The 14,192-nt window shown below is 68.5% G+C and carries 12 protein-coding genes and 1 pseudogene; 5 read left to right on the top strand and 8 right to left on the bottom strand.

The features are described 5' to 3' along the window. Positions 1–12: 12 nt before the first annotated feature. Positions 13–1,557: an ISL3 family transposase gene (locus ACFY01_RS44095; protein ID WP_390741419.1), complete on the bottom strand. Its 1,545-nt coding sequence runs from the start codon at positions 1,555–1,557 to the stop codon at positions 13–15. Positions 1,558–1,632: 75 nt separating this feature from the next. On the opposite strand from ACFY01_RS44095, the gene ACFY01_RS44090 reads away from it, so the two are divergent. From ACFY01_RS44090 to ACFY01_RS44080, 3 genes are read left to right on the top strand one after another with little or no spacing between them, the layout of a single operon-like run. Beyond that, positions 1,633–2,547, top strand: coding sequence for a transposase family protein (locus tag ACFY01_RS44090; RefSeq protein ID WP_390741450.1), 915 nt, complete (start codon positions 1,633–1,635; stop codon positions 2,545–2,547). After that, positions 2,448–3,284, top strand: a complete 837-nt coding sequence (locus ACFY01_RS44085; protein WP_390741418.1) for a GNAT family N-acetyltransferase — start codon at positions 2,448–2,450, stop codon at positions 3,282–3,284. The genes ACFY01_RS44090 and ACFY01_RS44085 overlap by 100 nt, the downstream gene beginning before the upstream one ends. A 16-nt stretch (positions 3,285–3,300) precedes the next feature. Further along, on the top strand, positions 3,301–4,593 hold the full coding sequence (locus ACFY01_RS44080) for an MFS transporter (RefSeq protein ID WP_390741417.1): 1,293 nt from the start codon (positions 3,301–3,303) through the stop codon (positions 4,591–4,593). Positions 4,594–4,681: 88 nt separating this feature from the next. Here ACFY01_RS44080 and ACFY01_RS44075 read toward each other — a convergent pair. The 7 genes and pseudogenes from ACFY01_RS44075 to ACFY01_RS44045 all read right to left on the bottom strand — a co-directional run. After that, positions 4,682–5,014, bottom strand: a pseudogene (locus ACFY01_RS44075) (transposase); the annotation flags it as partial. A 303-nt stretch (positions 5,015–5,317) separates the two neighbouring features. Next, positions 5,318–6,163, bottom strand: coding sequence for an RNA polymerase sigma factor SigF (locus ACFY01_RS44070; RefSeq protein ID WP_390741416.1), 846 nt, complete (start codon positions 6,161–6,163; stop codon positions 5,318–5,320). 366 nt (positions 6,164–6,529) lie between these two features. After that, positions 6,530–7,135: a hypothetical protein gene (locus ACFY01_RS44065; protein ID WP_390741415.1), complete on the bottom strand. Its 606-nt coding sequence runs from the start codon at positions 7,133–7,135 to the stop codon at positions 6,530–6,532. 235 nt (positions 7,136–7,370) lie between these two features. After that, positions 7,371–7,796, bottom strand: coding sequence for a hypothetical protein (locus tag ACFY01_RS44060; protein WP_390741414.1), 426 nt, complete (start codon positions 7,794–7,796; stop codon positions 7,371–7,373). Positions 7,797–8,452: 656 nt separating this feature from the next. Further along, positions 8,453–9,166 (bottom strand): alpha/beta fold hydrolase, encoded by a 714-nt coding sequence (locus tag ACFY01_RS44055; protein WP_390741413.1) that lies wholly within the window; start codon positions 9,164–9,166, stop codon positions 8,453–8,455. A gap of 139 nt (positions 9,167–9,305) precedes the next feature. Beyond that, entirely contained in the window at positions 9,306–10,106 is an 801-nt protein-coding gene (locus ACFY01_RS44050; RefSeq protein ID WP_390741449.1) for a hypothetical protein, read from the bottom strand. Then, entirely contained in the window at positions 10,106–10,645 is a 540-nt protein-coding gene (locus tag ACFY01_RS44045; protein ID WP_390741412.1) for a SigE family RNA polymerase sigma factor, read from the bottom strand. Before ACFY01_RS44045 ends, ACFY01_RS44050 begins: the two co-directional genes overlap by 1 nt. A 384-nt stretch (positions 10,646–11,029) precedes the next feature. Between ACFY01_RS44045 and ACFY01_RS44040 the strand changes: the two genes are divergently transcribed. Beyond that, on the top strand, positions 11,030–11,155 hold the full coding sequence (locus ACFY01_RS44040) for a hypothetical protein (RefSeq protein ID WP_390741411.1): 126 nt from the start codon (positions 11,030–11,032) through the stop codon (positions 11,153–11,155). A gap of 474 nt (positions 11,156–11,629) precedes the next feature. After that, a complete protein-coding gene (locus tag ACFY01_RS44035) occupies positions 11,630–12,520 on the top strand; it encodes a replication-relaxation family protein (RefSeq protein ID WP_390741410.1) in 891 nt (296 codons plus the stop codon). Positions 12,521–14,192: the final 1,672 nt, after the last annotated feature.

The following is a 14,192-nucleotide window of genomic DNA, read 5'->3' as shown; positions in this document are numbered from 1 at the left end:
TCACGAACGACCTCACGCCGCGAAGAGGATTCGCTTGCGGAGCAGGTCGAAGTTGGCGCGCCCGAACATCTGCCGCTTGATCATCTTGATCTTGTTGTTGTGGCCCTCGACGGCGCCGGAGCTGTAGCTGAGGCTGAGCCCGGCGACGACGGCGTCGAGGTCCTGGCCGAGGCCGGTGACAAAGCCGTGCAGGGTGGGCAGGTTGTCAGCCTGCACGCGTTCTATCCATTGACCGAGGTCGCGGCCCCGGCGATCATTCATCAACTCGACGAAGGTGCGGACATGTTCGGCGGTTCGGTCGAGGGCGGGGCAGCGGGTGAGAATCTGCTTGAGCTGCTGGGCCTGGTCGTCGTCGAGCCGGTCGGGGCGGCGGGTGATCCAGCTGGTCACGTCGCGCACGGACGGCGCATTGCGGGGCGGATCGTCGTGCGGGAAGGCTTCGCGTAGCCGTTGGACGTACCTTTTCACCACGCTCTCGCCGCCGGGATAGCCGCGCTCGCGGACTTCCTCGAACAGTCGGCGGGCCACGGTGCAGCCCTCCGCCCACCGCTGATGGAGGTGGGGTTTGTAGGGGTCGAGGATGCTGGTCCGGCCGGTCCACCGTCCGACCAGGAGCTCGTCCGCGGTGGCCGCATTGGCGAGGCGGCGGACGGTGTTGTGGGCCGGGCCCAGTCGGCGGGCGATCGGCCGCAGGCCGAGCCCCTCATCCCGCAGGGCGTGGACGGCCGCGTGCTGCTCCCGCACCCGATCGGACAGACGGCCCGACTGTCGTGGTTCATGCGGGGAAGGCTGCGCAGACTCTAGGCTGTCCAAGGGCTCGGCGGCGCGGACCGGCGCAGTGTTCTCCGGCTCGCGCAGTAGGGCGCGGTGCTGGATGACCGTCTTCTCGACGGCCTCCGCCAGGTTTTTCCAGATGTCCCACCGGTCGGCGACGTGAATCGCCTCCGGGGCGCCGAGTCGTCCGGCTTCGGCGTATGCGGTGGACCGGTCACGGCAGATCACCTCGATGCCGGGGTGGTCGGAGAGCCAGGCGGCCACCGTCGCCGTGGCCCGGTCGGGAAGCAGATCGATGGGACGGCGCGTGTCGATGTCCACCAGGATCGTGCCGTAATTGTGTCCCTTGCGCAGAGCGAACTCGTCCACCCCGAGCACCCGTGGCGTGTGCACTTGGGGCTCCGGCAGACGGCGTATCAACCGCAGGAGCGTCGACCGGCTAGCCCGGACCGCGAGCGTGTTCGCCAAGCGGGCGCCGGCCCGGCCAGCCAGCATCACCCCTACCTGTTGCAGCACCGTCTGCAGCCCGAAGCTTCGCCTACCATGCCGGAACGTGAGTCCGTCGACCTGCTCGACGAACGTGGCCTGCCGGCAGGCGCGGTCACGGCAGCGGAACCGCCGTACCTGTAACTTGATCACCACGGGATGCCCGGCGACCGCAGTATCGGCAAGGCGGCGCACGTATCGGCTGTGCACCCGGCCCGACGCCGTCCCGCAGGCGGGACATGCAGCCCGCTCCGCCGATGCGCGGGCCCGCACGACCACCAACTCGCCGTCGACCACTGCAGTTACGAGTTGGTGCGTGATAGCGGGTGAGGCGTCTTTCCTGGCTGGTGGCATGATCCGGGTGTGGCGATCATGGTCAATCGGGCGGTGTTGGCGCATCCGCAGTTCACGGGGATCTCTCGACGGCATCTCGCGCTCCTGGCCGAGGAGTTGGCGGTGCCGTGGCAAGCCGGGGTCGAGGGCCGTCGCCATGCTGCACGAGGTGGGGCCAGGAAGCGGGCCGCAGGAGCTGGCGCCCGTCACCAGCTGGTCTTCGTCGACCGGCTGGTGGCCACGCTGATCCACCTGCGGCACGACCTGCCGCACTCGGTGCTGGGGCTGCTGTTCGGTGTCGACCGCTCCACCGTCACCCGTGCGATCGCCGAGATACGTACGCTCCTGGCCGAGCGGGGATGCGCGGTCCCCGACCGCCCCGGCCTGCGATTACTGACTCTGGCCGACGTGTTCGCCTACGCCCAGGCCGAAGGCGTCGAGCTGCGGCTGGACGCCACCGAGATCCAGGTCCGCCGACCTCCGGCCGGCCGCGGCGGACGGCGCGCATTCGTTTCCGGCAAGAAGAAACAGAACACCATGAAGGCCACCGTCATCGCCGACTGGCGCGGCCGCACCTTATGGACCGACTCCCTGCGGCCTGGGCGTATGCATGATGCCACGGCCGCCCGCAACGAAGGCATCGACGTCTGCTTCCAACACTTCCCCGACATCGAGGTCCTCCTGGACGACGGCTACCTCGGCCTGAGCCGCGACCACCGCGGGCAAGCGATCACACCGCCAAGAAAACCACGGCCCGGAGCACTGCCCAGCAGAGTCCAACAGTGGGAACGCGACCGCCACGGGCACTCATCCGACCGCATCACCGTCGAGCACGCCCTTGCCGATCACAAGCGGTGGAAGCAACTGACGCGCTGGACCCACCGTCGCGACCGCCTTCCCGACACCTACCGCGCCATCGCCAGCCTCGTATCCGACCGCACCGCCACGACCTGAGAACGGCCGCGAGCAGGACAGACAAGGACCGCGAGAACATCCGGCGGGGCATCCGAAAACACGACTGGAACCTGGAACTGGCCAAGCAGGCACAGGACTTCGGCTTCTTCTACGACCGGATGCACGTCCCCACCATGGCCGCCCGGCACGGCGGCTGGGTGCGCAGCGAGCGGCGTGACGTGGCGGAACACGCGCTGTTTCGCCGCGGGATGCTGTTCTTCCTCCGCAGGGCGGACGAGCGAATCGCCGGTGTGCTGTGCCGTCTCGAAGGGGACGTGCTCGTGATACGGCTCGCCGGCGTCCTCGAAGGCGATCCGGTGCATTACCGGGACGGGGCACAGCTCGTCCTCTACCACCTGGTCATGCGGTGGGCGATCGAGGAGGGCATCGCCCACGCAGAACTGTCGGGGTCACGGCCGTTCATCAGCGAGGGCCTGTACGCCTTCAAGCGCAAGTTCCGCCCGCGGATAGTCGTACCGCGCACCCACTTCGCCCGCAAGCGCCTCGTGCTGATCCCTCGTCGGGACACCCCGGAGGTACGCGACTTCCTGTGCGAACATCCCGCTATCACCATCGATCCGGCGGGGAAGCTGCACGTCACCTACCTCTACGACCGTGATAGGCCGCCCCGTGTGGACCTCCCGTGGGACTGCTCCGGCATCACCGGGGCACACGAGTTGCATTTGGACGACCTGCTCGCGGGTCTGCCCAGGCCGGACGCACATGACGGGAGGTGAACAGGAGACATCCCGGATGCGCACACGACCGACGGCGACGACGAACCGCCGTGGAGGCCCGACGTCGCCGCTGCGCGTCCTGGCGGCCGGTCAGGCGATCACCGCAGCCGGTGACGGCGCCTGGCTCACGGTGTGGACGATCTACCTCACCCGGTTCGGTGGGCTGAGCGCCTCCGAGTTCGCCGTCGGTGCGACCGCTGGGGGCGCCCTGGCACTTCTCATCGGCGTCCCCCTGGGACGTCTGGCGGACCGGCTCGGGCCCCGGCGCATCCTGGTCGCTCTCACCCTCGTCAGCGGTATCGCCCTGGCCGCCTTCCTCGGCGTCAGGAACTTCTGGACGTTCCTGCCCGTGGCCCTGGTGGCCAACGCCTGCGACAAGGCACGTGTGGGTGTCTTCCAGGTCTACGTCATGGGACTGGCCCGCCGCCGTGAACGTGTCGCGGAACTCGGCAAGCAGCAGGCGGCACGCTCCGTCGGCTTCACCCTCGGCGGTGCCCTGGGCGGTGTCGTCCTCGCCTTGGGCTCGCTGCCCGCCTTCGTCGTCCTCATCCTGGCGAACTTCACCACCAACATCCTCTACGCCGTCATACTGCTGCGCCTGCCCCCGACCGTGCCCCCGGCCCGTGACAGCGCGCACCGGAACACACGCGTCCTGAGGGACGTGCCCTTCGTCAGCATCGCCGTGGCCGGCGGTGTGCTGACCCTGGGCTGGTCGCTGCTGTCCACCGGAGTGCCCCTGTGGATGACGCATCACACCGACGTGCCGCCGTGGACGGCCGGCGCCCTCGTCGTACTGAACGGTGTCCTGGTCGCCCTCCTGCAGGCCAGGGCGGCACGCGCGGACAACTCCCGCCGGACCGCCACGCGCAAGGTCCTGTCGTCCGCCGTCGTTCTCGGCGTCGCCTGCCTCCTGTTCGCGCTCACCGGCGTCGTCCACGGCCGCGTGGCCATGCTGGTCGCACTGGCCGCCGGCTGCGTCCACGCGGCGGCGGAGGTGATCTTCGTGGCGGCCTTCTGGGGTCTGTCGGTCGCCCTGATGCCCGAGGACGCCGCGGGCGAATACCAGTCGGTGGCAAGCATCGGCACGGCCGCCGCCAGTGTCCTCGCACCCCTGGTCGTCGTGCCGCTCGTGGTCGGCATCGGAGCGACCGGGTGGGTGCTGCTGGCCGGGGTGTTCGTGCTGGCCGGAGCCGCGACCGTACCCCTGTCCGCATGGGCCGCCGGTAGACCGTCCCACCAGGAGACCGCCCGCCACACCGCGGTGGAGAACCCCGACGGCCCGCCACGCCCATCGGCGGGGGCCTGCTGACAGGCCGGGCGACCGGCCGCGGGAAACGCCTCGCCTCCGCCATGGGGCTCGCCCGCCGCAGCGGTGCCAGCGAGGATCGCGCCTGGCCACGCCACTCGCTCAGCACTGAATGGTCGAACCCTGGGTCCTCGAGCTCCGGGCCGAGGGCGTACTTCCAGTCGATACGTGCCCTGGCAGCCAGGGCGGCCTGGCGGTCGGACAGGCCCTCGGCGAACTGCAGGATTGACACCAGGGAGAGAACCGCCGGAGACAGGGCCGGTCGACCCCGCTGCGGGAACAGGTCAGCGAAGTCCTCGTCACGGAACAGCTCGCCAAGCGCATCACGCACCCTGATCGGCAGGCTGCCCTGAGGCAAGGCGGCCTCGGCGATCCTCCGTGTCCTCTCTGGAACCCGGCCCGGCCCGCTCGTACGCAGCGACACTCACGCCTCCCCGACGCTGTCCGCCCCCGGCAACATCGCCGGACGATCGGATCAACGACACCGGGCCGCGTACGACCACAGTGGAATTGGCCAACAGAGTCGTGAGCCGTGGTCAAGGAGGAACGCGGTGAGTGTGCACCGGGTGGATGCGCGGCATCGTCCCCGTCGATGTCGTCCACTCCCGGCGGGTGGGCTCCACTCGGTGGAATAGATGCCGGGCATCGTCGGTGCGCGCCGCGGCCTCGGGTGCGCGGCATCGGTTCACTCAGTGGCCGGCTTACCGGCCGCGGGGCGGTCCGGCTGTCAGCGGGTGGTGAGCATGCCTTCGCGCAGCCGGGTCAGGCAGCGGGAGAGGAGTCGGGAGACGTGCATCTGGGAGACGCCGAGGCGTTCGCCGATCTGGGCCTGGGTGAGTTCTTCCACGAAGCGCATGTGGATGATCTGCCGCTCGCGTTCGTCGAGTGCGGCGATCATCGGAGCGAGGGCGTGGAAGTCTTCCACGAGTTCCAGGGACCGGTCGTCGGTGCCGATGAAGTCCGCCAGGGCCGTCTCGCCGTCCTCGCTGCTGCTGATGGCGGCGTCCAGGGAGGAGGAGTTGTAGCCGTTGGAGGCCAGGCGGGCCTCACGGACTTCGTCCTCGGACAGGCTCATCAGCTCCGACAGTTCCTTCACCGTCGGGTCGCGGTCCAGGCGGCTGCGGAGCTCTTCGGTGGCGCGGGCGAGCTGGACGCGGGCCTCCTGCAGGCGGCGCGGCACGTGGACGGCCCAGGTGGTGTCGCGGAAGAACCGCTTGATCTCGCCGACGATGTAGGGGATGGCGAAGGAGGTGAACTCCACCTCCCGCGTGAGCTCGAACCGGTCGATGGCCTTGATCAGTCCGATCATGCCGACCTGGACGATGTCCTCCATCTCCTCCGGCCCGCGGCTGCGGAACCGGCCGGCCGCGAAGCGCACCAGGGACATGTTCATCTCGATCAGCGTGTTGCGCGCGTACTGGTACTCGGGCGTGCCCTCCTCGAGGACCGCGAGCTGGTCGAAGAACAGGCGCGTCAGCTGCCGAGCGTCCTTGGGCGCTACCTGGGAGGGGTCGGCGACCTCCGGCAGACCACTTACCTTCGTGTCCGTCTTCGCCGCAGTCACTGTCGCCATGATGCTTCCCTCCCCTATCGCCGCACGCTGCCGGCCTGCCACGGGCCGACGACGGCGCGGCTACCCCGGCCTCCGCAGGTCATGCACACAACGGAAAACAGGCACGCCGTCTCGCCTACGGGACAGTTGTCGCCTCGCCCTCGAAGCCACCGCCCCGCACCGGAGGAGATCCGAGAAAGAGACTCGCAGCAGACGGTCGGGGCCGATCGCCTCATACGGGTGGTGTGAACCTCATCGGGACCAGAGGTGCCGCGCCGGCTCTTCCTTGAGTCTGTTCGTGAGTTGCTCTCTCGCTACGGGTCCTCCATGGGCAGGCGAAGGACGGGCGCTCAAGGGCTTGGGTGCTGCGCTAGGCCACCTTCGTTTTCAGGCCGAAGAGGTCGCCGAGTCGTTTGGCGTCGCCGTCGGTGGCAAGTCCGTCGAACCCTCGACACCACCACTACTGACGAGCTGCTCGGGGTCAGGGAACACCTGTGCGCTCTCATGCTTGAACCCACTAGTCATACGGGCCAGCGCGGAAAGCTGGATCTTGCTGCCCGCCTCCCAAACCAAGCACTCGGTGTCGCCGCCCTGCGGCAGCGGGACGTGCGGAGACTGCCGCGGGTACTGCTGCAGCACCAGTCGTTCCACCACCCGGGCCTGCCAACGTGGCACCTTGACCTTCTGCAGGACGATGCCACCTCGGTTCTGGTGGGTGCGCACCCGCTGATTGAGGCCAATGCCGATTTTGACGAATCGTTCCCCGTGCCAGTCCGGGAAGGCGATCAGGTACACCCAGGTCGGAGTCTCGTCGCCAAGGGGGAAGCTGCCCAGGCTGTGGTATTTCCATCGGTCGCTTCCGGGCGCACGTCCGACTGTCCCGTAGTTGTCGCCCAGCTGCGCGCCGGACGACCCCATGGGCAGGTGCCACAGGACGACCTCTTCCAGCGGGACTGCGGGGAGCAGGGGCTCCAGGCGGTCGATGAAGAGCATTTGCTGCTTCTGCGGGGTGCTCCGCTTGTGCCCGCATGGACACTTGGTGCGATTGCGTACCTCAGCGCACTGATGCCAGCTGTTGGCACGGACTCGTCCGCATTCATCACAAGTGCGGATTTCGATGGGTGTCGGCCTTCCCTGATACATGCCTTCGACAGGCTCACGGAACCACACTTTCACCTGTCTGACCTGCATGCTCATATACCCACCCCGGCACACATCGTACAGCCGTTCACTCACCGTCGACGCTGACCCGATCAAGCGGGCGATGGCGAGAGTGCGCCGTGTGATGGTGTATCCGCTCGTCGTCGTCCACACGCCACCGTGGCACCCGCCCGCAAATCCCGCCCGCTCGCGGGGTGAGGCAGATCGTGGGCGCTACCTCGGAGCCGAGCGTCTGGTGGGTGTGGAGGGCCAGTCGTTCCCAGCGGTCGGCATCCGGATGGGGCGCAACCGCCTCCACGATCGCGCAGAGGTAGGCGGCTGGTGAGCCCGGGCCGAGAGTGAAGGCGAAGTCGGTGAAGCGGTCGGGTTCCTGTTGCGCGCGGCTGCACAGTGTCCGGGCGAGCTCGTGGAGGCCTCCTCGGAGAGGCCAGAACCGTTCGGGTTGGGGCTGGGCGTACTTGTCCAGGGCACGGCGCCACTGGTCGTCAGTCATGTGCCGGGTCGCATGGTCACTGATCGGCGAGCCGACGACCCCAGTCTGAATTGGTGTCGGTGGCGACGGGACGTGGCCAGGAAACTTGCAGTCCCATTCGGCGCGCCGACGGCGTACCACCACGGTCTCGACGTGCTGGCGCGGGACCCGCAGGTGGCCTTCGCGTGCGTGGTACTGCCGGGCCGCAGCGATGTTCCGTTCCCAGGCAGCGTGCTGGGACAGTCCATACAAGACGGCCAGCGAGAACTGCCTCGGCGTGCCGCTCTGCGACGGTGTCACCGTGTAGGGCATCACCGACAAGTACTCGTGCGTGCAGGGCACTTTCAGCGGATAAGGGGCTCGCGTAAGAACCGCGCTTACCTGCGTCGCCGGGGGATCCGCTGCACCATCCCGGAACAAGGCCGACCAGGCGCGTCACCGCAAGCAGCGCGGCTCTCGCGGCGGCCGGCCGCCGAAGTTCGACCCAGTCGACTACCGTGAGCGCCACGCGGTCGAGTGTGGGATCAACCGCCTGAAGAGGTACCGCGCCGTCGCCACGCGATACGACAGGCTAGCGGTCCGCTATGAGGCGACTGTCCTCATAGCGGCCATCGGCGAATGGCTGTGACCAGCACACAAGCGCGCCCAAAACCAGCCCGGCAGGCATGGAGGTGCTCTCACTCCACGGCAGCATTGAGGAGAATCTGCGCCAGCTCGCGCGGCTGGGAGAACATCGGCCAATGCCCGGTGTCCATCTTGACCAGCCGCCAGCACTTGCTGTTCAGCAGCTCAGCCACATCTTCGTCGGGCTCGGCGTCGTCGGGCTCGGCCCCCGGCATCACGCACAGGATGTACGTCGCCGGCAGTTCACCGAGCGGCCCCGCCAGCACAGCGGGCTCGGTCAGCGTGGCACCTGGGTGAGGCGTCGAGCCACGCACGAGGCGTGCGATCTGCTCATCGGTGAGACCTTCGCCGTCAAAGTGAGCGGCTGGCGCGAGCGGCCAAAACCCTCCGTTCTCGGCGATCGATGCCTCCACTGCCGCCCCGCCGTCCGGCCAGGCGGAGACAAACGACTCGCCGTCAGTTGGAACACTTGAGTCGACGAATACCACGCGGGCCAGTCGGTCACCGATCCGCTCCGCGGCCTGACCTACCGGGATGCCCGAATAGCTGTGACCCACCAGGACTACGTCACGCAGGCCCTGGCGTTCTACCTCGGCAACGATGTCCTGGACGTGAGTCGCTTGCCCCGCCGGTACACCCCGCTTGTCAGCAAGACCGGACAGCGTCAACGGATAGACGCCGTGGCCAGCAGCACGCAGATACGGCACAACCTCGCCCCACGCCCACGCCCCGAGCCGTGCACCTGCAACCAGCACGAAATTCACCATGCCCGCACCGTAGCCGGGCAGCCTGACGATCTCCTAGAAAATACTTTCGATAACAGCCGTAGCGGAGGGCCGGGCGGCGCGGACGCTGTAGCTGTCGACGGGCGTGACGGAGTGCGGGCAGGCCCGGGGTGAACGGCTGCTACTTCGTCACCTCCACAGACTCAAAATCCGTACCTTTCGGCGCTGCGCACACGAACCAGTTGGCACCGGGGTATGCAGCGGCAGGTCGGAGCGCCGCATTCGGGGCGTCGATCGAGTAGGTCTCTTCGCCTCTGCGTGCCACCGAGCTGTTGCCGTCCTTCCAATGGCAGGTGATCTCCTTGGCGGACTTGGCCGCTTCGCCGATCACCAGTGTGAAGGGGGTCCGCACCTGAGCCAAGGGGGTGAGGCCGGCCTGCATGCCCGTGGCTGGAGGGAGCTTGTTGAACAGCACCTGTTTCCCTCGGCCTTCCTTGTCGGCAAGGATCGCCGAGACTGAGGTCTTGCCGATGAGATCGGTGTAGCGGGTGACGCTTTCAGGCTGGTACCCGAAGTTGCCCATCGCGTCCCACTGAGCAGCAGCCTCACTCTCGTTGTGCGGGGCGGGCCACACCTGAACGCCGACTTGCCACGCCTTTCCCTCGTACTTGCCGCCGCTCAGATCCGCCCACTCCGGCACACCCACCTCCCGCGTCTGCGGCGCAGGCCGCGTGGCCGCGGGCGCCCCGCGCTCCCCATGCCCACCAGTCAGCCCGGCATATGCCAACGTCGTCACCGTCGCCCCCGCCAGCATCACCGCCGTGGCCGCCGCCACTGCCCAGCGGCGTGCTTTGCGACGCCGGCCTCCTCGCATCACCGCCTCCACCGGGGCTGTACCGATCGCGACGCTGTCGGCGGTGTCCGCGAGGAGGAAAGCGATGTCCGTCTGTGTCATGTCGTACCTCTCCCGGTCCTCGTCCATCACTTACGCCCTCCGTGTGTCACCGTCTCGGCCAGTCCCGGTGCGGCACGGAGTTTGGCGATCCCCTTTGCCGCACTGCTCTTGACGGTGCCGACCGAGCAGCCCATCGCCGCCGCCGCCTGCGTCTCCGTCAGGTCCTCCCAGTACCTGAGGACCACCGCCTGCCGCTGCCGCACCGGCAGTTGAGCCAGCGCCGCCAGCAACATGTCGCGGTCGTCGGCCTGCGTGATCCGGTCACCCGTGCCAGGCACCTCGCGCACCAGCCCCGAAACGTCCCTGGGCGCCAGGAACTCCTTCAGCCGCCTTCTGTGTCTGCGTGCATGCGCGTTGATCATCACACGCCGTACATACGCCTCCGGATCGTCGGCCGAGCCAACCCTGCGCCAGGCCACGAAGACCTGCTCCAGCGTCGACTGGACCAGGTCCTCCGCGGCATGCTGCTCCCCCGTGAGGAGAAATGCCGTGCGCATCAGCCGCGGCCAGCGACCGACGACGAAGTCCTGGAAGTCCTCGCTTCGGACCGGTCTGTGATCCCCCATGGGCACCTCCCTAGATGTCAAAAGGAGTCCATGAGTCGTCCAGACCGTTGCCTCACACCACGAAAAATTTTTTCGAAGCCCTCCACCCCCACCCGCACCCGCACCCGCACACCACCGAACCGCCCAGCCCGATACTGTGCGCGAGTCCCACTCATACACGACGAGGCCCACAACACCCGGCCAAGCAGTCACCGAAAGCGCAGACCGAGCAAGACGAGCTCACCCTCGCCGAACGGGCCTGGAGCGGATGAGAGCCGTCACTCGGAAAGTGAGTAACAGACGCAGACAGTCCCGGCCAAAGCCTGGACAGCGCAGCACCCCGCTGCCGAGGACACCAGGAGCAGAGCCGATCGACCGCTGAGCATCTTGGGGCGAGCGCTCACCATGTCCCAGCTGGCGACGCGCACCCAGGTCGACCCAGCCGAATGCTGCGACAACGAGCGCAGCTGGCAGCGCGCCGTGACCAAGACCCGCACCCTCTACGAGCACGGCCAGGACAAGGACGGCTGACGTCTGCTCCCGACGCTGCGCCCGGCCGGCGCTCAGGTCCTCCTGGCGCGCCGACTCGTCAGGCGCTGAGCGCGGAGCCCCGCCGACGCGCAACACTCCTTGAGGGCCGCACGATCCCTCGGCCGCTCCACCACACGACACCACGTCCGCCCTCCCCTTTTCCTCTTTCTTCTTGGGTGGGGCCGTTGTGGGGGTGCAGAGGGGGATGTCGGCCTACCCGACCACGGCTGAAAGGCGTGGTGAACTGCGGATACGTCGTCAGGTTCCGGAGGAGTGCGGACAGTTGTCGGCGGGGTTGTCGACGGGGTCCCCGGTGGGGTTGCGGGCGTGGTCGGGGGCGGGGTTATCGCATCGTGACGCTGGTCGGGCCATCACGGTCGGTGGTCCGGTCGGGGCCGACTGCTGGCCTGGGAGGTACGCGCAGCGGCCGGACAAGACCGGCGCTGCACCGTACGCGAAGGAGCGACGGTGGCGATGCTGAACGTGGATGCCGGCGGCGGGGACCGGCTGGCGCTGGCCGTACTGGCGCGATACCGGATGGCGACGACCGAGCAGATGCATCTGGTGATCGCACCGGAGGTGCGGATCGAGCAGACCCGGCGCCGCCTGTCCAAGCTGCGCGACGAGGGGCTTATCGACCGCGTCACCCTGCCGCAGGCCGGCCGCACCCGGGTGTGGTTCGCCACCCCGTACGGCGTGGACGTCGCCTCCGAGTGGCCCGAACTGCGCGGGCGGCGGCCGCCGCGGCTGATCGCGGACCGCACCGCGGCCCGGCTCCGGGCAGGGCATGCCCTGACGGTGACGGAGACCGGCCTTGCCTTCCTGCAGGATGCCCGCCGCCGCGGTGACACCTGCCGGCCGCTGGACTGGATCCCCGAGGTCCACCACCCCCTCGGCAGCGGCGAGGCCGTCATCCCCGACGCCCTGCTGTACTACCGCACCTGCGAGGACGGCGGATCGATGCTGCGGGCCTTCGTCGAAGTCGACCGGGCCACCATGGGACCCGAACGCCTGGCCGCGAAACTCACCGCCTACGCCCGCCTCCACGACTACGTCCCCGCACCCCCGCCCGGACGCCCGAGGCCGGCCGCCGGGCAACAGCTCCCGGAAGAGGACTGGAGGCGCCGCTATCCCCTCTTCCCGCGGCTGCTGTTCGTCCTGGACGGCACCGGCCCCACCGGCATCGAGACACGCATCCGCGCCCTGCGCGCGGCCGCCTCGGAACTGGCGCTCTCCGGCTTCCTGCGCAACGTCCCCGTCCTGGCCACGCCCCTGGTCGACCTGCTCCGTGGTGGCCCCTCCGCACCCGTGTGGCGGCCTGTCCAGGACCCCGACCGGCGCGTCCCTTGGAGTCAGTCCCGGTAGCCCTAGGCGCCCTGCGCAATCGCTGCGCACCAATCACCGCGCAGCGGTTGCGCACTGCCACACCGCCCGTACAGCGATGCGCACCACCCGACCACCAGTCCCACCACGAGCCTCGGGACCCCGACCACAGCCCCGACCACCGCAGGTCACAGCGTTGCGCAGCCGCTGGGCAATCGCGTCGACGACTGCGCAGCCGGAACCCGGTGGCGGTGGGTGGTGCGCAATCGCTGTCCGACGGGTGATGCGCAGCCATCGCTGCCATGGCCACGGGGGCGCAGCCCGGCTGTCCTCGAATGTGCACGGCCCGCCGGCCGACTGCCGTGTGCTGACGCGGCCGTGCCGTTGCCCCGGCTGTGCTCGTTGGGCGGGTCACACTAGTGCAGCGTGGCGGTCTTGAGCCTGCCTCCCCGTGCAGGTCACGACCGCGCCTCTCACCCGGTTGCACCGGCCGGTGAGGCGCGGCCCCGGGACGTCATGGCCCGAGAACACCCGGGGCCGCCTCTGCGCCCGGCACTCACGACGGGCACGAGCCCCGGGCTGCCGCGCGCGTGCCCGTGGACCTGGCACGCGCATGGGCAGGGCTTCCTACGGAGCGGACGGTCCCGACTGCCCGGGGGGCGGCGGCGTCGTCATGGGTGTCGACGGGGCCACCGTCTGCGGTGTGGCCGCGGATGGGTCCTTCTCCATGAGGAGCAAGAAGACAGTCACCACGGTGAGGCCGACCACTATGGCTGCCCCCAGCTTCTGGTCTCGGTAGGCCACGTAGACCGCAGCTCCGCCGAACGCGAGGCCGACGAGGAGCGTGAGCATCACCGGTCACCGCCGAAGGGGACGACGGCAGAGAGCATCCTGTGGGGGAAGAGACGCAATGGAGTCCCCCTGTGTGACTTCAGGGCGTGCAGCCCCTTAGTCTCGATTCCAGCGCTGATGGCTTCGATCCAATCTTGATGTCGGCTTCTGGCAGGAGCACGAGTCGAGTGGCGGGCTGTCGGACTACGTAGGTGGCCCCCCGTTGGCGCGGGGGGTCACTGCTTTTTGGCCTCCTGGTGTCGAGAACGGGCATCGGACTACGTGGTGACCGACAACGTCCCGTTGGCGCGGGTGGTGATTCTTGGCAACCAGTCCGGCGTCGATCTCGGCCCGGATGTCCTTGTTTCACCGCGCTGTTGGTCAGAGCAGAAGCGTACGCAGTCCTGGTAGAGCCGACACGAGCACCCGTCTGCCTTCAGGGGGCCCGACAGCCCGTCAGGCTCGCGCGGGGGGAACACTTTTCCGGCGGTTGTGTAGCGTGGTTGTTGTGCTCCGTCCCGAGCATCGACAGTCAGTATTCGCGCAGCTCAGAGCAGTTCCGGTCGGCCGCCGAGATGACAACTGAGCGACCACCGCATCCTCCAGGATGTGACCGAAGTCACCTACACACGTTGTGTGTTGCCCATGCCGACCTTGGGGCGCGAACCCTCTTTCGCGTCAACGTTCCGCAGGGTCGAACCGGATAACGGCGTCGGTCCGCGGCGCGTCGATCATGTAGCCGCCAGACGTAGCCGACGGCAGGGTTCCACTGGTCGGCGGCCGCATCTGGCGGTCCTCGGCCCTGCGATCGCGGGTGGTCGGCGCCGGTCATCCCGGCTGTCCGGCCTGCCTGTCGGCGTCACTCCCCGGCGGCAACAGTCCG

It is taken from the genome of Streptomyces sp. NPDC001480, from assembly GCF_042894725.1.
Taxonomy (GTDB): Bacteria; Actinomycetota; Actinomycetes; order Streptomycetales; family Streptomycetaceae; genus Streptomyces.
The sequence above is the reverse complement of the archived record's forward strand: the minus strand, read 5'-3'. Positions and strand labels throughout refer to the sequence as shown.